The organism is Pseudochrobactrum algeriensis (assembly GCF_018436245.1).
GTDB lineage: Bacteria > Pseudomonadota > Alphaproteobacteria > Rhizobiales > Rhizobiaceae > Pseudochrobactrum > Pseudochrobactrum saccharolyticum.
Window position 1 is genome coordinate 3,356,321 of record NZ_CP075361.1, and the last position, 20,801, is coordinate 3,377,121.

The following is a 20,801-nucleotide window of genomic DNA, read 5'->3' on the forward strand; positions in this document are numbered from 1 at the left end:
AGCCGGTTCGTTTTGTCAAAAACCCGATAGGGGCTGCCACATGGAATGCTCGGCAGAGGTCCCGGCAGTTCGCTGAATGGAGAAGAATAAATATGGCTAAAGTAATTGGTATCGATCTGGGAACGACCAACTCCTGCGTCGCCGTTATGGACGGTAAGACTGCGAAGGTCATTGAGAATGCTGAAGGTGCACGTACAACGCCTTCGATTATTGCTTTTACCGATGGTGACGAACGTCTCGCTGGCCAGCCTGCGAAACGTCAGGCTGTTACCAATCCGGAAGGCACGCTGTTTGCTGTTAAGCGCCTGATCGGCCGCCGCTTTGATGATCCGATGGTCACCAAAGACAAAGATCTCGTACCTTACAATATCGTTAAGGGCGACAATGGCGATGCATGGGTAGAAACCCATGGTAAGAAATATTCGCCTTCGCAGGTATCCGCGATGATCCTTCAGAAGATGAAGGAAACCGCTGAATCCTATCTCGGTGAAAATGTAACACAGGCTGTTATTACAGTTCCTGCTTACTTCAACGATGCTCAGCGTCAGGCAACCAAAGATGCCGGTAAAATTGCCGGTCTGGAAGTTCTGCGTATCATCAACGAACCAACCGCTGCGGCTCTGGCCTATGGTCTCGATAAGAGCGAAGCCAAAACTATTGCTGTTTACGACCTTGGTGGTGGTACGTTCGACGTATCCATCCTCGAAATCGGCGATGGCGTGTTCGAAGTTAAGTCCACCAATGGTGACACTTTCCTCGGCGGTGAAGACTTTGACATGCGTCTGGTTGAATATCTGGCAGCAGAATTCAAAAAAGAGCAGGGCATTGATCTGAAGAACGACAAGCTGGCTCTGCAGCGCCTCAAGGAAGCCGCAGAAAAAGCCAAGATCGAACTGTCTTCTGCTCAGCAGACCGAAATCAACCTGCCATTCATCACCGCTGATGCAACCGGTCCTAAGCACCTTGCCATCAAACTGTCGCGTGCGAAGTTTGAAAGCCTGGTGGATGATCTGGTTCAGCGCACCATTGAACCATGTAAAGCTGCACTGCGTGACGCTGGTCTGAAAGCCGGTGAAATCAGTGAAGTTGTGCTGGTCGGTGGTATGACCCGTATGCCGAAAATTCAGGAAGTTGTTAAAGCTTTCTTCGGCAAAGAACCACATAAGGGTGTGAACCCTGATGAAGTGGTTGCAATGGGTGCTGCTATTCAGGCCGGTGTTTTGCAGGGTGACGTTAAAGACGTTCTGCTGCTTGACGTAACACCGCTGTCACTCGGTATTGAAACACTTGGTGGTGTGTTCACCCGTCTGATCGACCGCAACACAACCATTCCGACCAAGAAATCGCAGACCTTCTCGACCGCTGAAGATAATCAGTCGGCTGTGACGATCCGCGTTTCGCAGGGCGAGCGTGAAATGGCTGCAGACAACAAGATGCTCGGCCAGTTTGATCTGGTTGGCATTCCGCCTGCACCACGCGGCGTACCGCAGATTGAAGTGACTTTTGACATCGACGCGAACGGTATTGTTAACGTGACCGCGAAAGATAAAGGCACCGGTAAAGAACATCAGATCCGTATTCAGGCATCCGGTGGTCTGTCCGATGCTGATATTGAGAAGATGATCAAAGATGCGGAAGCCAATGCGGATGCCGATAAGGCACGCCGTGAAGCTGTGGAAGCCAAGAACCAGGCTGAAGCTCTGATCCACTCGACCGAGAAGTCGCTGAAAGACTATGGCGATAAAGTTTCCGGTGATGACAAGGCTGCGATCGAAACAGCTCTTGCTGCACTGAAAACCGCTGTTGAAGGCGATGATGCGGAAGACATCAAAGCGAAAACACAGACCCTTGCTGAAGCTTCCATGAAGCTTGGTCAGGCTATGTATGAATCAGCACAGGCTGAAGAAGGTGGCGAAGACGCTGCTGATGCCCGCGCTGATAAGGACGATGTTGTTGACGCCGATTTCGAAGAAATCGACGAAGACAAAAAGAAATCCTGATTTATCAGGTTGAAAGGCAAAGCCCGGCTTAGTGCCGGGCTTTTGTCCATTCAGTTGCCTGCGGTTTTGCATGTCTTTCACGGCAAAATGCAAAATTCCGGGCACATGAATTTACCCGTCTCTGGACATCGGTTTGCGGTGTCACCACATAAACCGGACGGGATGAACAGGTCAGCGCCGGATATTGGTTTGTTAAAAACTAGAGCATGTCTCCCAAAAGTGGGCACCGGTTTTGGGTTTAAGACATGCGCAAAACAAACCGTTAGAGCGAGAGCCGTGGATACGATTAAACGCGACACGCTCTAGGGCTGCGACAACCTTCAATGACTGTCTGAAAATGTTCTGATCGGGGCGACATCATCAGACAACAGCCATCGGGACGAATGGTTTATGAAAGTGGATTACTACGAAACGCTCGGCGTTGTCAGAACTGCGGATGATAAGGTTATTAAAACCGCTTATCGCAAACTGGCAATGCAATATCATCCGGATCGCAATCCGAATGATGCGGAAGCAGAGCGCAAATTTCTTGAGCTAGGCGAAGCCTATGACGTGCTGAAAGACCCGCAAAAACGTGCGGCCTATGACCGTTTCGGTCATGCAGCCTTTGAAAATGGCGGTGGCGGTGCCGGCGGATTTGGCGGCTTCGGCGGCGGCGGTTTTGGTGCCGGTGGCTTTGCTGATATTTTCGAGGATATTTTCGGCGATGTTATGGGTGGTGGCCGCAACCGTCGCTCCGGCGGCCGTGAGCGCGGTGCCGATCTGCGCTATAATATGGAAGTAACACTCGAAGAAGCCTATGCCGGTAAAACGGCACAGATCAGTGTTCCGGGCTCTATTTCCTGTGAGGAATGCACGGGCACGGGTGCCAAGAAAGGCACACAGCCGGTTACCTGTACAACTTGCGGCGGCGCCGGTCGTGTGCGCGTGGCGCAGGGCTTTTTCTCAGTGGAGCGTACCTGTCACACCTGTAACGGCCGTGGCCAGATGATTAAAGATCCGTGCCCGAAATGTGACGGTGCGGGACGTATCAGTCAGGAACGCAATCTGTCGGTCAATATTCCGGCAGGGATTGAAGACGGCACACGCATTCGCCTGACCGGTGAGGGTGAAGCCGGTACACGCGGCGGACCGAGCGGCGATCTTTATATTTTCCTGTCGATCAAGCCGCATGAATTCTTCCAGCGTGACGGATCTGACCTTTATTGCAAAGTGCCGATCTCGATGGCGACAGCAGCACTGGGCGGTCAGTTTGAAGTGGCAACGCTTGATGGTACGCAGACCCGTGTGAAAGTGCCGGAAGGCACCCAGAACGGCAAACAGTTCCGCCTCAAGGGTAAGGGCATGCCGGTGCTGCGCCAGCAGACAACGGGTGATCTCTATATCCAGATTGCGATTGAAACACCGCAGAATTTGAGCAAGCGTCAGCGTGAATTGCTCGAAGAGTTTGAGCAGATTTCGTCAAAGGAGAACAGCCCGCAATCGACCGGCTTTTTCTCGCGGATGAAAGAATTCTTTGAAGGTATTCGCGATTAGAGCTTTAAAATTATGCTCTAAGCGCTTTTATTGCAGAAAATAACCGGAGCGGCATTTGTATTTCATGCAAGTGCCGCTTTTTTATGCGCCCTATTTTATGGGGCTCACGAAGAAAAATATCATCTCTCTCCGTTTTTGCCTTGCTTCCGCCGCGAAACGCGGCAATTCTTTGTCTGCTGGCGACATATGGGAGTATTTGATGGCTGGGCTGATACCAAAGAAACTTGCACAAAAATTCGATGAAGAGATCCGCTTCTTCAAAGGCTGGATCGATAAGCCGAAAGCTGTCGGTGCCATCCTGCCGACAAGTGGTGTTACAGCACGCCGCATGGCCAGCATTGTTAACCCGTCATCGGGACTGCCGGTTCTGGAACTGGGACCCGGCACCGGTGTGATTACCAAAGCCATTCTTGAGCGCGGAATTGAGCCGCAGAACCTGTATTCAGTTGAATATTCGGCTGAGTTTTTTCACCATTTGCAGAGCACTTATGCGGGTGTGAACTTCCTGCAGGGTGATGCCTTTGATCTTGATAATGTGCTTGGTGAAGCGCGGGATCAGCAGTTTGACAGCGTGATTTCCGCTGTGCCGCTGCTTAATTTCCCGATGGAAAAACGACTGGCATTTCTTGGCGATTTGCTGACCCGTATTCCTGCCGGCCGTCCGGTGATGCAGATTTCTTACGGGCCGGTTTCACCGCTGCCGGTCGGGCGTGGTGCCTATAGTGTCGAAGGTTTTGATTTTATTCTGCGCAACCTGCCGCCTGCGCGCCTGTGGGTTTACCGCCGGATTCTGGTATAGATTACGACCAGTCGTAAAATGCAGCACAGAACGCCGTATCAGAATGTTGATGCGGCGTTGCTTTTTTATATGCGGCGCTAAATAGTGATGTTCTGACTATTTGTTTTGCCGTCATTGAAAGGATCAGCCCTATGTCCTCAGTTCTCGTTTTTGCCGGATCCACCCGTAAAAATGCCTATAGCGGTCAGCTTGCCGGAGCTGCCGTGCAGGAACTGACGCGGCAGGGCGCAGAAGTAACCTATATTTCGCTCAAAGATTATCCGCTGCCGATTATGGATCAGGATCTGGAGGCGGAAGAGGGAATTCCTGAAAATGCCTATAAGCTTGCACGGTTGTTTGCCGCGCATAAAGGCCTGCTGATTGCTTCGCCTGAATATAATTCCTCAATCCCGCCTCTGCTGAAAAACACGCTGGACTGGATCAGCCGTATTCATGAGGATGGTGGTAAACCATTTCAGCCGACATCGCATCTGACGGTGGCACTGTGCTCGTCTTCACCGGGTGGATTTGGCGGTATGCGCGGTCTGTATCATCTGCGCTCGGTTATGATGATGCTCAATACCCAGATTATTTCCGAACAATGCTCTGTTCCCCATGCCCATCAGGCATTCAATGAAGACGGCGCTTTGCGCGATGAACGCACGGCGCAGACCCTTGCCCGTGTTTGCCGCAGCCTTATCAGCAAGATCTGATCTTTTCACTCAGCGCTTGTTGTGCGATGAGGGATAAATTTCAGATCAGAATGAAGTGCGGAGACAGATGATGGATGTGAGCAGTGTGCGCGACCGGTTGATCGTTGGCCTTGATGTGCCGGATGTGATTGCAGCGGAAAAGATCGTTGAGGAACTTGGCGATACGGTTTCGTTCTATAAAATCGGTTACCAGCTGGTGTTTTCGCAAACGGCAAAGGGCGGTGGTCTGGATTTTGCTTCACACCTGCTCTCGATGGGCAAAAAAGTCTTTCTCGATGTGAAACTACTCGATATCGATAATACAATCGCCAAAGGCGTGGAAAATATCGCCAAGCGCGGTGTGACCATGATGACGCTGCATGCCTATCCGAAGGCGATGCGTGCCGCTGTGGAAGCTGCCAAAGGCTCAGACCTCTGCCTGCTTGGTGTGACTGTGCTGACCTCAATGGATCAGGCGGATATGCTGGAGGCCGGTTACACTATGTCACCGGAAGAACTGGTGCTGCGCCGTGCGCAGCAGGCACATGATGCAGGCATGGGTGGTATTGTAGCCTCTGCCGCTGAGTCGGCCGCTATCCGTAAAATTGTCGGGCCGGATATGGCGATTGTCACACCGGGTATCCGTCCTGCGGGCAGTGAAGCCGGAGACCAGAAGCGTGTGATGACACCGGCAGATGCACTTCGCGCCGGTTCGAGCCATCTGGTTGTGGCGCGTCCGATTGTTGGTGCTGCAGATCGTAAAGCGGCGGCACAGAGCATTCTGGAAGAAATGGCTGCAGCTGTGTGAAAATCATGAATGGGAGTAAATGATGACGAAAGCTTACTGGATTGCCCGTGTCGATGTGCGTGATGCTGAGCGTTACAAAGATTATATCAGCACAGCCAAGCCCGCTTTTGAGCGCTTCGGTGCCAATTTCATTGCGCGTGGCGGCGCTGCCCATGCGGTAGAAGGGCAGGGACGCGCGCGTAATGTCATCATTGAATTTCCAAGCATGCAGCATGCATTGGATTGTTATAATTCACCGGAATATCAGGCAGCTGTGGCAATTCGTCAGACTGTTGCCGATGGTGAGGTTATAATTGTTGAAGGCAATGCAGCCTGATCACATTAATGTAGTTAGCATTATAAATACCGGCCTTTACTGGCCGGTATTTTGTATTAAATATGCGTAGCAGTTACTGAAATTATGAGACAGAGGGCACCATGGCTTTGAAAATTGCGGTTCAGATGGACCATATCAATTCCATTCGTATCGCGGGTGATACCAGCTTTGCTTTGTGCCTTGCGGCAGCAGAGCGTGGCCATGAGCTTTATCATTACACACCGGATCGCCTGTCGATGCGTGATGGTGTGGTCAGCGCGGCTCTGGAGCCGTTGCAGGTGCGTGATATTGAAGGCGATCATTTCACACTCGGTGAAGCCGTGCATACGGATTTGTCGGAAATGGACGTTATCCTGCTGCGTCAGGATCCGCCTTTTGACATGAATTATATCACCACAACCCATCTTCTGGAGCGTATTCATCCGAAGACATTGGTGGTGAATGATCCGGCATGGGTGCGCAACAGCCCTGAGAAAATCTTTGTCACAGAATTTCCGGATCTGATGCCGGAAACACTGATTACCAAAGACTTGCAGGAAGTGCTCAAATTCCGCAGGGAGTTCGGCGATATCATCATCAAGCCGCTTTACGGCAATGGCGGTGCAGGCGTCTTCCACCTGACGACAGATGACCGCAATCTGACATCACTGCTGGAAATGTTCGAGCAGATGTATCGCGAGCCGTTCATCGCGCAGCGTTATCTGAAAGATGTACGCTCTGGCGATAAGCGCATTATTCTGATTGATGGTGAACCGGTGGGGGCAATCAACCGCGTACCGGCGGAGAGCGATGCCCGCTCCAACATGCATGTCGGCGGTCGTGCGGAAGCCACGGAACTGACACCACGTGAAAAAGAAATCTGCGCACGCATCGGACCGTCGCTAAAAGAGCGTGGCTTTATTCTCGTCGGCATTGATGTGATCGGTGACTATATGACCGAAATCAACGTGACCTCACCGACCGGTATCCGTGAGATCAAACGCTTCGGTGGTGCGGATATTGCGCAATTGTTCTGGGATGTGGTTGAGGCCAAGCGCGCTTAAATTTCATCTTTATAACTAATTGATATAATTAATAAAACACCGGAAACTCATTTGCAGTTCCGGTGTTTTTGTTTGTTGATGTTGTGCATTTCCCCTGCTTAAAATGATGCATCGGGTGGGGACATGAAATGATTGCACGGGTCAGCACAGTTGCTTTTCAGGGTATTGAGGCCAAGCTTGTTGATGTGCAGGTGATGGCGGCACCGGGCAAGATGAGCATGTCGATTGTCGGCCTGCCGGACAAAGCGGTGGCTGAGAGCCGTGAGCGGGTGCAGGCGGCGCTCCATGCTTCCGGTCTGTCAATGCCGGTGAAGAAAGTGACCATCAATCTGGCACCGGCAGATTTGCCCAAAGAAGGCTCGCATTATGATCTGCCGATTGCCATGGGGCTGATGGTGGCGGTCGGTGCTTTGCCGGAAGATTGTCTGCAATCCTTTGTGGTGCTTGGTGAACTGGCACTGGATGGCACAATCGCACCGGTTGCCGGTGTGCTGCCCGCAGCGATAACCGCCAATATGCATGATCTCGGATTGATCTGCCCGCAGGCTTGCGGGGCAGAGGCTGCATGGGCTGATGCGGATATGCCGATCCTCAGTCCGCGCAGTCTTATTGCGCTCGCCAATCATTTTCGCGGTACACAGGTGCTGTCCCGTCCGCAACCGGCCATACGGAGCTTTTCAGAGGGGCCGGAGATGTTTCCTGATCTGGCGGATGTGAAGGGGCAGGAGACGGCTAAGCGTGCTCTGGAAGTGGCGGCTGCGGGCAACCATAATTTGCTGTTTGTCGGCCCTCCGGGTTCGGGCAAGTCCATGCTGGCGCAGCGCCTGCCCGGTATTTTGCCGCCCTTGTCTCCACGGGAGATGCTCGATGTCTCGATGATTGCCTCTGTTTCCGGCACGCTATCGGGGGGGAGACTCACAGACCGGCGTCCGTTTCGCAGCCCGCATCATTCAGCCTCTATGGCGGCGATGGTTGGTGGTGGGCATAAAGTCAAGCCCGGTGAGATATCGATGGCACATCACGGGGTGCTGTTTCTCGATGAATTACCGGAGTTTTCGCCACAGGTCTTGGATTCGATGCGTCAGCCTTTGGAAACAGGTGAATGTATGATTGCCCGTGCCAATCATCGCATCAGCTATCCGGCACGGTTTCAGCTGGTGGCGGCGATGAACCCGTGCAAATGCGGTATGGCGGGAGAGCCGGGCTTTACTTGTGCGCGGGGGCCGCGTTGTCGCAGTGATTATCAGGCGCGGATATCAGGGCCATTGCTGGATCGTATTGATCTGCGTGTGGATGTGGCGGCGCTTAAACCTTCAGATTTGATCCTAACGGGGCAGGCGGAAAGCAGTGCTGCTGTGGCTCAACGTGTGGCGCAGGCGCGGCAAATTCAGCAGGAGCGTTACCGGCAATCGGGCATAGCGCATATTATGACCAATGCGGCCTGTCCGCCCAATATATTGGAGGAGGTAGCCGCAGTCAGCAATGACGGACGCAGATTGCTTTATGATGTGAGTGAGAAATTGCGGCTGTCAGCACGTGCCTATCATCGTGTTTTGAAAGTCGCACGTACGCTGGCTGATCTTGAAGTGGCGGCGCATGTGGAGCGCAGACATGTGGCTGAGGCTGTTTCCTATCGTACATCGACGGAAATGGTCAGTGCCTGACCAGGCCGCTTATATTACGCTGCTGGTTTATTTAACAGCGCCGACAACCAGATTGCCCGGAGTTTCAATGGAAACCCAGCGACCGGTATGGTTCGCAGCCTGACGCTTGAGATAGGTATAATCGGTTTCCTGCCAGTTTTTCACGGCATCGGTCAGATTATCGAGGATGAAATCACCACGATCAGTGCGCACGGTCAAAACCGCATGGCCTTCACCGTCCGGTTTACGCAGAACAGTGATGAGCAATGAGCTGAGCGGAATACCGGCTTTGGCCAGTTCACGACGCTTGAGCAGGACATATTCTTCACAATCGCCGACAGTGGTCGAATAAGTCCAGTATTCTTCCACGCCATAGATTTCCATATCAGTCATTGGCTGGATCAGCGCGTTGACTTCAATATTGACCTGAACAATTTTCGCCCATGTTGCCTGATCGAGCTTGACCGGCGCTGTCTGCGCAGAAGTAACATTGCATTCGGCTGGCAGTCGTTTGCAGAATTCGTAATGACCGATTGGCTGTGATGTTAAACCGCCGGTTGCCATGAACGGGCTGCCTGTTTGTGCTGCAAGTGCTGATGAGCCAAGCGCCAATACCAAACTTGCTACCAAGCCTGCGGCTGACAGTGTCAGATTTTTAAATTTTACAAAACTGAACATACACAACGCCTCAGCCACAGCTACTTATTAACGAAATGTTAATATCGGTAACAGGTAAGAGTCAATTGTGCGGGGCGCGCTACGCCCGAGTTTATTAAGAAATGGTTAACAAGCATTAAGAGGCAGTTTTGCCCCTTTAATATTCCCGTAAAAACGGAAACCGGTTTGCGGCCGGCAATGCGTGAAAGCAAACAGGCCGAGCATTTCCGGTGTTTCAGAATGAACAGGAAATGCTTCGGCGTCGATTACAGCTTGTTGTAGCAAACCTTGGTATGGCCTGCGCCGACAAAACCGAGTTTCTGCGCTGCGCCTTTGGAAAGATCCAGAACACGGCCTTTGATGAACGGGCCGCGGTCGTTGATGCGTACCACGAGCGATTTTCCGTTGTTCTGATTGGTCACACGGACTTTGCTGCCGAGCGGCAGGGTGCGGTGTGCGGCAGTCATACCTGCCGGATTCATGCGTTCACCTGATGCGGTTTTTGATGTCAGTGCATACCAGGAGGCGCGGCCGCAATTGGCCGCAGCAGCTTCAGCCTGACTGCCGGAAAAAGCAGAAACTAAAAAGACAGCGGCGGAAAATGCAAAGAGGGCAGGCAGGCGCTTGGTGCGGATTGTCGTCATAGGTCGTACCGGTGTCAGCAGCCGGAGGTTGTACAATCATTGTACAAAATTTCGGGCGCGACGGTTGTGTCAGAGCGCGGGCGCAGAATGCGGATAGATTGCAGTCAGTCATCCGGTCTGTCGTTATCAATAATCTGAAGTAACAGAAGTTCAGACGCTCAATTGCAATGTAAATGTGGCGCTGAAATGGTCACAAATGGAATATATTTTGGATTGAATTTTAGGTTAACAATCTGTAAAATTTCGTTATATTGAGTATATATTATGAGTTAAGACTTTTATATTTTCAAGTTTTTCTTTTATGAATCGAAAATGTATTTGTCATTATTTGTTTTTATGGAAATATGTCTCTGCGTCTGATCGCATTTCAAGAACTGGACATGTTTACTTTCGGATTCAAGACTGAGTCCAAGGGGCGGCCGGTACAATCTGTGTTTGCAGGCCAAGTTTAAAAAGCTTTCCGCCAAGGTGTAAATATTGTGGCGAAATTGTGATTTTGGCCGGTGATCACGTTTTTGAAAGCTGATTGCTTGTCTCACCTTTTGGGTTTAGAGCTTAATACAGGCGTTTTGGGATGCACAATAAGACCGGCAGGCAGAATCGGGGAGGATGGTTTTGCTGCTGAAAAATGTGCAAACTCAGCCCGAAAACGTAGGCAAGCAAACGTTGGCAGGCAAAAGCCGGAACAGAAGATTATATCGGATCGTATTATGTCGCTTCCTCCATCGGATCATTCCCAGAGCAGGCCTGAGCTCAAGCCGGTCACGACACCGGAGCGCGTGCAGCAAGAGCAGACGCCTGCTCAAGCGGTTGTTCTGTCCGGCCCGCAACGATTTCTTTATCTGTGTCTCGGTTTTCTGATGCTGGGATTAGGGATTATCGGTGCAATTCTGCCGGTGATGCCGACGACAATCTTTATTATTCTGGCGGCATGGTTTTTTGCCCGCTCATCACCCAAGCTGGAAAAGCGCATTCTGGCGCACCCGCAATTCGGGCCTTTGGTCATTAAGTGGCGCGATCGCGGCGCGATTCCGCGCCGCGCCAAGAAATTTGCTTGCGGCGGTATGATGATCGGCTATGCGATTTTTCTCTGGAGTGCTCAGCCCGGATTATATTTAGGCGCAGGCGTTGCGCTTTTTATGTTGGCTTGTGCTTACTATGTGGTATCCCGACCAGAGGAGTAAAATCCGGCGCATATCTGATGGTGCTGCCGGATGCATAATATCTGGGAGCCTATTATGAGTGACAATGCTGCGCCGCGGATTAATCCGGCAGTTTCTGCTTTATCTTTGCCGCCAATTCCTGCTGTCAAAGCATGGGCGCAGGCCTATGACGGTGCTTTGGGGCCGTTGATTGATTTGTCGCAGGCCGTACCGGGTTATCCGCCGCATGATGAAATGCTGCGTTTTTCCGGCGAAGCGGCATCTTCCAAAGCTTTTGCCAATTACGGGCCGATTGAAGGTCTGCCGGCGCTGCGTGAAGCCTATGCCGCGCATGTGAGCCAGCTTTATAAAGCCAAACTCAATGCTGCACTGGTGCAGATTACAGCCGGTTGCAATCAGGCTTTTATCGCAGCCGTGATGGCGCTGGCTGGTGCCGGTGATACGGTGATGTTGAGCAATCCGCTCTATTTCAACCATGAAACTTCGCTGGCGATGCTCGGTATCAAGCTGGAGCTGATGCCATGTCGTGCACAAAATGGTTTTGTACCTGACCCGCAGGAACTGAAACAGGTTCTCCATGCAGGCATTAAAGTTCTGGCGCTGGTCACGCCGAATAATCCGACCGGTGCGGTTTATTCACCGGACGTGCTGAAGCAGATTTATGAAATTTGCCGTGCCAATGGCACATGGTTGATTCTCGATGAGACTTACCGTGACTTTCTCGAAGATGCCGATGCCGTGCCGCATCATTTGTTCGATGAGGCTGACTGGAATGATTATCTGATCCAGCTTTACAGCTTTTCCAAATCTTTCTGTATTCCGGGGCATCGCCTAGGTGCGATTATTGCGGCGGAAGCTGTGATTTCAGAAATTGCCAAGATCATGGACAATCTGCAGATTTGTGCGCCGCTGCCGCCGCAGGCTGCAATTGCGCAGGCGATTGAACCGCTGACCGAATGGCGTAATGAAAACCGCCGCGAAATTGCGCATCGTGCGCAGGCTTTGCGTAGTGCGATTGCGCAGATGGAAGGCTGGGAAGCCATTTCCGTAGGCGCCTATTTCGCCTTTGTCCGCCATCCCTTCAAAGGAGTGGAATCTGCTGCTGTGTCAGAAAAACTGGCAAAGACCTGCGGGATTATCACCATTCCCGGCGCTTATTTCGGTGCAGGGCAACAGGACTTCCTGCGCTTTGCTTTTGCCAATGTGGATGCGGAAACCATTACGAAACTGCCGGAACGTGTAGCTGCGCTGCGGTTTTAACTGCTGTTCATTGTGCCGCATATAACCATCTGGCGCTTAAGCTGATTCTTCCCCTATAGTGGCAGACGGTCTGCTGCATATCGGGGAGGAATGCATGTTTGAACTGGCAATCGCGTGGGACTGGCTTGGCTTTGCTGCCCGCTGGCTCCACGTTATCACCGCAATTGCGTGGATCGGCTCATCTTTCTATTTCATTGCTCTTGATCTGGGCTTGCGCAAAGCGCCCGATCTGCCGCCCGGTGCCTATGGTGAGGAATGGCAGGTTCACGGTGGCGGTTTCTATCATATTCAGAAATATCTGGTGGCGCCGTCGCGTATGCCGGAAGACCTGATCTGGTTCAAGTGGGAATCCTATGCCACATGGCTGTCAGGCTTTGCGCTTCTTGCTATTGTTTATTACGGCAGTGCTGATCTCTATCTGATTGATCCGCAGGTGCTGAATGTTTCCCGCACCACGGCGATCATCATTTCACTGGCTTCCATTGCCGGTGGCTGGATCATCTATGATCTGCTGTGCAAATCCCCGCTCGGGCGCAATACCACCCAATTGATGGTGATCCTCTATTTCGTGCTGGTTCTTATGGCATGGGGCTATACGCAACTGTTTACCGGACGCGCGGCCTTCCTGCATCTCGGCGCTTTCACCGCCACGATTATGTCCGCGAATGTGTTCATGATTATCATTCCGAACCAGAAGAAAGTGGTCGCGGATCTGATTGCCGGACGCACTCCCGACCCCAAATATGGCGTGATAGCCAAGCAGCGTTCCACACATAATAACTATCTGACGCTGCCGGTTATCTTCCTGATGTTGTCGAACCATAATCCTCTGGCATTCGGCACGAAATATAACTGGATTATTGCATCGCTGGTGTTTCTGATGGGGGTAACAATCCGCCATTGGTTCAATACACGCCACGCGCGCAAAGGCAGCCCGACTTGGACATGGCTGGCAACAGTGCTGCTGTTTATCGTGATTATGTGGCTGTCCACCGAACCGAAGCAGCTGGACAATGCGGGTGAAGCGCAAGCCTCGACACTCCAGCAAAAATACATCAATACGTCGGAATTTGCGACGGTGCGTGATACGGTTTTGGGGCGTTGTTCCATGTGCCATACGGCGGAGCCGTCATGGGAGGGCATTCTGGTGCCACCAAAGGGTGTCATTCTCGACAGTGATGTTGCGATCGCCGCTCATGCCAAAGAAATCTATCTCCATGCAGCGCGGTCTCATGCCATGCCACCGTCCAATCTCACCGGTATGAATGCGGAGGAGCGTCTGTTGCTGCGGCGCTGGTATGAGACGGCTTCAGCTTCTAAACCCTGATCGAATCTATGTTGTAATACTGACTATTTCTGCTTTTCAGCGAGGGTATTTTCATGTCTGTGAATATGACACAAAAGCATAATCAGCGTCTTATCCGCGGGCGTGTTCTGAGCTTTATCCGCGAGCCGCAGGATATCAGTGATACAGCGTCTTATATTTATCATGAAGATGGTGCACTGCTTGTTGAGGGCGGGGTGATTAAAGCTGTTGGTGATTATGAAACTGTTGCAACGCAGAAATCAGCGGACACACCGGAAACCGATCATCGCCCGCATCTGATCCTGCCCGGATTCATTGATACGCATATCCATTTTCCGCAAAGTCAGGTGGTTGCATCCTATGCGGCGGAACTGCTGGACTGGCTCAATGATTACACTTTCATCGAAGAGCAGAAATATGCCGATGAGCAATTCGGCGAGCATATTGCCGAGCGCTTTATTGAAGAATTGCTGCGTCATGGTACCACGACTGTTGTGGTCTATGGTTCTGTGCATCCGCAAAGCGTTGATGCGTTTTTCCGCGCCAGTGAGCGGCTGAATATGCGTAACATTGCCGGCAAGGTGATGATGGATCGCAATGCGCCTGCCGCTTTATGTGATACGGCACAATCTTCCTATGATGACAGCAAGGCGCTGATTGCCCGCTGGCATGGCAAAGGGCGGTTGGATTATGCGATCACGCCACGTTTTGCGATCACCTCGACACCGGCACAGCTTGAGGCTGCGCAGGCTTTGGTGCGTGAGCATCCGGAATGTTATGTGCAGACTCATCTGTCTGAGAACCATGCCGAGATTGATTTCACCTGTTCGCTCTATCCCGATGCGCCGGATTATACCGGCATTTATGAGCATTACGGCCTGCTTGGGGAAAAGACCCTGCTCGGGCATTCCATTCATTTGTCGGAGCGGGAAGTGAAGGTGCTGGCTGATAGCCGGTCTGTGGCGGTATTTTGCCCGACTTCCAATCTGTTTCTCGGCAGCGGGCTGTTTGACCGTGACGGCCTGCGCGATGCCGGTGTGCGTATTGGCGTAGCGACTGACATTGGTGGTGGTACCAGCTGGTCGATGCTCAAAACGCTGGATGAGGGCTATAAAGTGCTGCAATTGCGTGGTCAGCGGCTCAATCCGCTTGGTTCATTCTATATGATGACATTGGGCAATGCCCGGGCACTGTCGATGGAAGACAGGATCGGTACGCTGGATGCAGGTACAGAAGCGGATTTTGTGGTGCTGAATAGCCGCGCCACATCTGCCATGCGGCTGCGTATGGATGCAGGTTCCAATCTGGCGCAGGAATTGTTCCTGTTGCAGACGCTCGGGGATGACCGTGCGATTGTGGAAACCTATGTGGCTGGTCAGCCGGTGAAAACGGCTCACTGACAAAAAGCAGTTTAAAGAAAAACCGGCCGGAAAGTGATTTCCGGCCGGTTCTTCAATTTAGATATTTTAGTCTTCGTGGATCAGGCTGTGATCACGGGTTTCTTTCATGCGGATATAGATAATCAATGAAAGACCGATCATGATTGTCACATACCAGAAGAACCATGTTTCATAGCCGGACAGCTTGAATTTCAGCGCTACCCATTCAGCGGTACCACCGAAAATCGTGTTGGCCAGCGCATAAGGCAGAGCAACACCAAGCGCACGGATATGCGCAGGGAACATTTCTGCCTTTACCACCGCATTGATCGAGGTGTAACCGGTCACGATAATCAGACCTGCCAGCGACAAACCGAAAGCCACATATGGATTGGTTGTAGTCGAGAGGGTCGAGAAGATCGGATAAGTGAACAGCACGCCCATCACGCCGAAACCGATCATCAGCGGCTTGCGGCCAACGCGGTCGGAAAGCGCACCGGCCAGCGGCTGGATCAGCATGAAGATCAGCAGCGCGAGCGCAGTGATTTCACTGGCGGATTCCTTGCTGAAACCGGAAGTGTTGACGAGGAATTTCTGCAGATAGGTTGTGTATGTGTAGAAGGCCAGCGTACCACCGGCTGTCAGTGCCAGAACGGTGAAGGCTTCTTTCGGATAATGCTTGAACAGGGCAAAACCGCTGGAGCGTGGTTTGTCGCCACCTTTGGCATTGTCGAAGGATTTTGTTTCCACAAGGCCACGGCGTACCCAGAAGACGAAGATCGCCAGCAGACCACCGATGAAGAATGGAATACGCCAGCCCCATTCACCGAGCTGTTCCGGTGTGAGAAGACGCTGAAGGATCAGCAATACGCCAAGTGCGGTCAGCTGACCGGCAATCAGTGTCACATATTGGAAGCTGGAGAAGAAACCGCGACGGCTTTTGCCAGCCATCTCGCTCAAATAAGTGGCGCTGGCGCCATATTCACCACCCACACTCAGACCCTGCAACAGGCGGGCAAAAACCAGCAATGCCGGTGCCATAACGCCGATTGTTTCATAGGCCGGTGTCACTGCAATAATCAGCGAGCCGATACACATCAGCGTAACAGAAAGGGTCAGACCGGCTTTGCGGCCTTTGCGGTCGGCATAAATACCCATGATCCATGCACCGATCGGGCGCATCAGGAAGCCGACGGCGAAAACAGCCGCAGCACTCAGCAGCTCGGCTGTCTGGTTGCCTGACGGGAAGAATTTAGGCGCAAAATAAAGCGTAAAAGCAGCATAGACATACCAGTCATACCACTCAACAAGATTACCGGCAGAACCGCCGAGAATAGATTTTATGCGGGTTTTTCGGTCGAGCTCCGGCGCCGGCGAATGAGCCGGTGAAGCATTGTCTTTAGGCGACATTTCAAATCCAATCTTACACCAAAAAGCAAAACCGGATTTTGCAAAGCAAAACATCAGCCTGAGAAACTGAAAACGGAAACGTCTTGGGAGACACGTTTATCCATTTTGTTTCAGGCGATATGCTTTATCCGGTGTTGCCGTTCTCTAAAAAGGAAACGAAAAACACTCTGCTGCCGCAGATATTATCCGGCGCACAGAGCCAGACCATGTGTTTAACTACAGCCTGACTGATCGGGAGATGCAGCCTGAAAAATGCCTGAACAGAGAGGTTCTTTGACTTTAACGTAAACGGCCTATGCCGATAAATCGGTTTTGTCTACTGGCTGGCGGGCAATTTATGAGGCATTGGCTTGTATTCTTTAAATGCTTGAAAGTTTCGTGCGTATGAGAGTTTTAAAATGTTATAAAATTGCATCTGCATAGCTGCTGAAAAGAATAGATACGGGTCATTGTTGAAATCGAAACAGCTCTCTTGCTTTCTTCAAAAGAAACAGTAACGTCGCGCTCGCAACAGAGCCTTATGTTTCAGACTATGCTTTGGTGCCGATAATTGATCTGACGTCACATGCTGAATGTGAAGGGGGCTGAGTGTGGGGAGCGCCAGTCTGCCGGAATACTCTCCGAAAACCCGCACATTTATGGCCCCGTATTTTTATGGCCAGGCACCTTTACGGCAGTGACAAATGAATACGCAAACGCATAATCTCCGCGCAGCTTTGATCGCCTTTATTGCTTTCACAGCATTTTCAGGGGCGGATACAATTGTCAAAACACTGAGCGCCCGCATCGGTGTTTATGAGACAACATTTTTGCTGTCCGTTTTTGCTCTGTCTTTCATTGTTGTTCATGGCTGCCTCAGCGGGCAGGCCAAGCGTTTGCTGCCGGTTTATCCAAAACTGGCCTTTGGCCGTGCGCTGCTGTTGTCGATGAATACGCTGCTGATCTATTATGCGTTTTCGGCTTTGCCGCTGGCTGAAGCCTATGTGCTGGGCTTTCTGTCTCCGATTTTTGTCGCGATTGTTGCTTTTATCATGGTGGGAGAGCGCCTCTCCTTGCGGGGCTGGTTCGGCGTTCTTCTCGGCTTTGCCGGTGTGATCTGGATTTTGCAGCCGGGCGCGGCACCATTGTCTGCGGGGCATCTGGCCGCTTTGGGTTCGGCATTGTTTTTCGCCATTGCACAGGTCTTGCTGCGCCGTGCCAAAAGCGATGAGTCCGATAAGGCGCTGGTTGTTGCTCTGCTGATTGTCCAGTCCTGTTTTGCCGGATTGCTGGCACTTTATAACGGCCTGATTACACCGCAGTGGCAGGATCTGGGGCTGGCGCTTCTCGGCGGCGGGCTGATTGCTTTTGCGCAGACGATGATTGTTAAAGCTTTCCGTCTGGGATCTGCCGCGATTGTTGCGCCCGTTCAATATAGCCAGATTATCTGGGGGCTATTCTATGGGGCATTATTGTTTAACGCTCCGGTGGAAATTCACATGCTGGCCGGTGCCGTTGTTATCCTGATTTCCGGCTGGCTGGTGCTGAATTAAGATATGCTTTTGCTTTGAACCAGCCGGATCATGCCGGCTGGCGGACTATATTTATCGCTTTATATTGACGGCATTGCTGTCTCCCTTAATTTACCGGCATAGCGGGAATAATCCGCATAGGAATGAGGGGGAGGCGGATGCAGATGCCGCATGATAATAAGACGTCGATATCCGATGCTGAAAATGAGCTGATTTATCCGGCGCATCCTTTGCCTGAAAGCGGAAATCTGCAAAATCTGACGAAATATGTGCGTACAGGCCGTGCAATGCTGACCGGTATTTTTCTGATGATGCTGGTTTATGCGCTGTATTTTGCACGGGATTTTTTCATGCCGGTCACGCTGGCCATTTTGCTGGCGCTGATGCTGACACCGATTGTCCGTTTCTCCAAAAAACGACTCGGCATTTCCGAAGCTATTTCGGCCACTCTGCTTGTGGTCTTTTCTTTCTCTTTCATCGGAGTGACCGGCTATCTTTTAAGTGGGCCGGTTACAGAAATGGTGAGTGAAGCACCGGAAATCGGGCGGGAGCTGACAGAGAAGCTGCACCGGTTGCGCGCACCCGCAGAACATTTGCTCAATATCAGCAAACAGGTCGATCAGGTCGCACAAATGGGACAGGATCCGAAAGTGCAGACAGTTTCGCTGGCGCAGCCCGGCATTCTTTCACAGGCTGCGGGCAATGTTTTGTCAGGCGGCACGACAATTGCTGTGACATTTATCCTGACGCTGTTCATTCTTGCCTCGGGAACCATGTTCTATGAAAAGATCATCCAGTCTTTTGGCAAGCTGAGCGAAAAGAAGCGTGCCTTGCGTGTCGTCTATGATGTGGAACAGGTTATTTCCAGCTATCTGCTGACGATCACGGTTATTAACGGGCTTTTGGGGCTGGCAATCAGTCTGGGGTTGTGGGCATTGGGGATGCCGACACCGTTTGTCTTCGGTGTGATGGCGGCGCTGCTTAATTTCCTGCCCTATATCGGCGCATTGACGACAATTGTCGTGGTCGGGATCATTGCCATCGTGTCCTTTGACCAGATCGCCTATGCCATGCTGGCTCCGGCTTTTGTGCTGGCCTGTAATATTCTCGAAGGGCAGATTGTGACACCGACCATTATCGGCCGGCGTCTGGAACTGAATACGGTTGCGGTTTTTGTAGCCGTTGCCTTCTGGTCATGGCTGTGGGGCTTCATCGGCGCCCTGATAGCGGTGCCGCTTCTGGTTGTCATAAAAGTTTTCTGTGACCACTTTGAAACATTGCGCCATGTGGGCAATTTCTTGTCGGCGCAGACCACAGAAGATGAGAACGAGACCGGCGAGGAAAAAGCGAAGCCATCCTAACAGATTGTTTTCATTTTGCTTTCAGGGTCCGAATTTTCTGGCTCTGTATTGGTCGTGCGGGAAACTGCATTTTTTTATTATAAAATGCTGAATTGAGCACTGATACAAACCTGTAATATTAGTGTCATATAGCTGTTATATAGAGCGCGTAGATGGCTGGTAACGTCCAAAACGTTACCTCATTCTTCTAACTGGAGCTGCTCCTATGAACAAGCTGATTACAACGACTGCTGCATTGGCAATTGCTGCTGTAGCCGGTGCTACTGCCGCTCAGGCTCGCGACCAGATTCAGGTTGCCGGTTCGTCAACCGTTCTGCCATATGCCAAGATCGTTGCTGAAACTTTCGGCGAAACCTATCCGGATTTCAAAACCCCTGTTATTGAATCCGGCGGTTCGGGCGCAGGCATCAAAGACTTCTGTAAAGGTGTAGGCGAAAACACAATTGATATCGCCAATGCATCCCGCGCAATGAAGTCTTCTGAACTGCAGTCCTGCATCGATGCAGGTGTAAAAGATGTTCAGGAAGTACGCATCGGTTATGACGGTATCGTGTTCGCAACCGACATTAACGGTCCGGACTGGAAGCTGGCTCCGGTTGATGTTTACAAGGCTCTTGCAGCGAAAATCGTTGTAGACGGCAAACTGGTAGATAATCCGAACACCAAGTGGAATCAGGTTAACGCTGCTCTGCCGGATTGGGATATTGCTGCTTACATTCCGGGTGAAAAACACGGTACCCGTGAAGTTTTCGAAGAAAAGCTGCTCGCTGACGGTTGTAAAGAAAGCGGCGCGCTGGAAGTCATCAAAGCCGGTGGTGCAGATGACAAGGCAGCTGCCAAGACCTGTATCGCTGTGCGTAAAGATGGCAAGGCTGTTGATATTGACGGTGATTACAGCGAAACACTCGCCCGTATCAGCGCCAATAAAACCGGCGTTGGCGTATTCGGCCTGTCCTTCTATGAAAACAATGCTGACAAGCTGAAGGTTGCAACTGTGAACGATATCGTTCCAAGCGTTGAAACCATTGCCAAAGGCGAATATCCGGTTTCCCGTCCGCTGTTCTTCTACGTGAAGAAAGCGCATCTGGGCGTGATCCCAGGTCTGAAAGAATATGTGGAATTCTTCCTTTCCGATCAGATGATTGGTGATGAAAGCCCGCTGGCAGACTATGGTCTGGTTCCGGCACCGGAAGCAGAGCGCAAAGAACAGCGCGATGCATTTGCAGCCGGTACTGTAATGCAGGTTAAATAATTTGAATATGGTCCGGGTGCAGACAAGCTCTGCGCCCGGATT

17 protein-coding genes and 1 pseudogene are annotated in these 20,801 nt (G+C 51.6%); 15 read left to right on the forward strand and 3 right to left on the reverse strand.

Features of this window, described 5'->3' with window-relative positions; all coding sequences use genetic code 11:
* Nucleotides 1–92: 92 nt before the first annotated feature.
* The 8 genes from dnaK (at nucleotide 93) to KHQ09_RS17710 (ending at nucleotide 8,837) form a co-directional block, all read left to right on the forward strand.
* Complete coding sequence (dnaK, locus tag KHQ09_RS17675; protein WP_213599661.1) at nucleotides 93–2,000, forward strand: molecular chaperone DnaK; 1,908 nt, start codon at nucleotides 93–95, stop codon at nucleotides 1,998–2,000.
* A 390-nt stretch (nucleotides 2,001–2,390) separates the two neighbouring features.
* Entirely contained in the window at nucleotides 2,391–3,536 is a 1,146-nt protein-coding gene (gene dnaJ, locus KHQ09_RS17680) for a molecular chaperone DnaJ (RefSeq protein ID WP_022709399.1), read from the forward strand.
* 199 nt (nucleotides 3,537–3,735) lie between these two features.
* Entirely contained in the window at nucleotides 3,736–4,335 is a 600-nt protein-coding gene (gene pmtA, locus KHQ09_RS17685; protein WP_028233481.1) for a phospholipid N-methyltransferase PmtA, read from the forward strand.
* Nucleotides 4,336–4,466: 131 nt separating this feature from the next.
* Entirely contained in the window at nucleotides 4,467–5,027 is a 561-nt protein-coding gene (locus tag KHQ09_RS17690) for an NADPH-dependent FMN reductase (protein WP_116088671.1), read from the forward strand.
* A 67-nt stretch (nucleotides 5,028–5,094) separates the two neighbouring features.
* On the forward strand, nucleotides 5,095–5,814 hold the full coding sequence (gene pyrF, locus KHQ09_RS17695; RefSeq protein WP_420801461.1) for an orotidine-5'-phosphate decarboxylase: 720 nt from the start codon (nucleotides 5,095–5,097) through the stop codon (nucleotides 5,812–5,814).
* Nucleotides 5,815–5,836: 22 nt separating this feature from the next.
* Nucleotides 5,837–6,130 (forward strand): DUF1330 domain-containing protein, encoded by a 294-nt coding sequence (locus KHQ09_RS17700; protein ID WP_028233483.1) that lies wholly within the window; start codon nucleotides 5,837–5,839, stop codon nucleotides 6,128–6,130.
* A gap of 101 nt (nucleotides 6,131–6,231) precedes the next feature.
* Nucleotides 6,232–7,173, forward strand: coding sequence for a glutathione synthase (gene gshB / locus KHQ09_RS17705; protein WP_075653958.1), 942 nt, complete (start codon nucleotides 6,232–6,234; stop codon nucleotides 7,171–7,173).
* Nucleotides 7,174–7,301: 128 nt separating this feature from the next.
* Nucleotides 7,302–8,837 carry a YifB family Mg chelatase-like AAA ATPase gene (locus tag KHQ09_RS17710; protein ID WP_213599665.1) on the forward strand — a complete coding sequence of 512 codons (1,536 nt, stop codon included), beginning with the start codon at nucleotides 7,302–7,304 and terminating at the stop codon, nucleotides 8,835–8,837.
* Between the two features lie 27 nt (nucleotides 8,838–8,864).
* Here the strand turns inward: KHQ09_RS17710 and KHQ09_RS17715 are convergent, their stop codons facing one another.
* Together KHQ09_RS17715 and KHQ09_RS17720 are read right to left on the reverse strand one after the other, a co-directional pair.
* Nucleotides 8,865–9,494, reverse strand: a complete 630-nt coding sequence (locus tag KHQ09_RS17715) for a transglutaminase-like cysteine peptidase (RefSeq protein ID WP_116088675.1) — start codon at nucleotides 9,492–9,494, stop codon at nucleotides 8,865–8,867.
* Nucleotides 9,495–9,739: 245 nt separating this feature from the next.
* A pseudogene (locus KHQ09_RS17720) lies at nucleotides 9,740–10,027 on the reverse strand (septal ring lytic transglycosylase RlpA family protein); the annotation flags it as partial.
* Nucleotides 10,028–10,827: 800 nt separating this feature from the next.
* On the opposite strand from KHQ09_RS17720, the gene KHQ09_RS17725 reads away from it, so the two are divergent.
* The 4 genes from KHQ09_RS17725 (at nucleotide 10,828) to guaD (ending at nucleotide 15,246) form a co-directional block, all read left to right on the forward strand.
* On the forward strand, nucleotides 10,828–11,301 hold the full coding sequence (locus KHQ09_RS17725) for a YbaN family protein (RefSeq protein ID WP_213599667.1): 474 nt from the start codon (nucleotides 10,828–10,830) through the stop codon (nucleotides 11,299–11,301).
* 54 nt (nucleotides 11,302–11,355) lie between these two features.
* Nucleotides 11,356–12,540 carry an aminotransferase gene (locus KHQ09_RS17730; RefSeq protein ID WP_213599669.1) on the forward strand — a complete coding sequence of 395 codons (1,185 nt, stop codon included), beginning with the start codon at nucleotides 11,356–11,358 and terminating at the stop codon, nucleotides 12,538–12,540.
* A gap of 94 nt (nucleotides 12,541–12,634) precedes the next feature.
* Nucleotides 12,635–13,867, forward strand: coding sequence for a urate hydroxylase PuuD (locus KHQ09_RS17735; RefSeq protein ID WP_213599671.1), 1,233 nt, complete (start codon nucleotides 12,635–12,637; stop codon nucleotides 13,865–13,867).
* A gap of 53 nt (nucleotides 13,868–13,920) precedes the next feature.
* Nucleotides 13,921–15,246 (forward strand): guanine deaminase, encoded by a 1,326-nt coding sequence (gene guaD / locus KHQ09_RS17740; protein ID WP_238481684.1) that lies wholly within the window; start codon nucleotides 13,921–13,923, stop codon nucleotides 15,244–15,246.
* 66 nt (nucleotides 15,247–15,312) lie between these two features.
* Here the strand turns inward: guaD and KHQ09_RS17745 are convergent, their stop codons facing one another.
* The gene (locus KHQ09_RS17745; RefSeq protein WP_213599673.1) at nucleotides 15,313–16,635 is read right to left on the reverse strand and encodes an MFS transporter; all 1,323 of its coding nucleotides are present in this window, start codon (nucleotides 16,633–16,635) and stop codon (nucleotides 15,313–15,315) included.
* 683 nt (nucleotides 16,636–17,318) lie between these two features.
* Here KHQ09_RS17745 and KHQ09_RS17750 point away from each other — a divergent pair.
* The 3 genes from KHQ09_RS17750 (at nucleotide 17,319) to KHQ09_RS17760 (ending at nucleotide 20,759) form a co-directional block, all read left to right on the forward strand.
* On the forward strand, nucleotides 17,319–18,167 hold the full coding sequence (locus KHQ09_RS17750; protein ID WP_022709186.1) for a DMT family transporter: 849 nt from the start codon (nucleotides 17,319–17,321) through the stop codon (nucleotides 18,165–18,167).
* Between the two features lie 266 nt (nucleotides 18,168–18,433).
* Nucleotides 18,434–19,507 carry an AI-2E family transporter gene (locus KHQ09_RS17755; protein ID WP_075654715.1) on the forward strand — a complete coding sequence of 358 codons (1,074 nt, stop codon included), beginning with the start codon at nucleotides 18,434–18,436 and terminating at the stop codon, nucleotides 19,505–19,507.
* 205 nt (nucleotides 19,508–19,712) lie between these two features.
* Nucleotides 19,713–20,759 carry a PstS family phosphate ABC transporter substrate-binding protein gene (locus tag KHQ09_RS17760; RefSeq protein WP_022709188.1) on the forward strand — a complete coding sequence of 349 codons (1,047 nt, stop codon included), beginning with the start codon at nucleotides 19,713–19,715 and terminating at the stop codon, nucleotides 20,757–20,759.
* Nucleotides 20,760–20,801 lie beyond the last annotated feature (42 nt).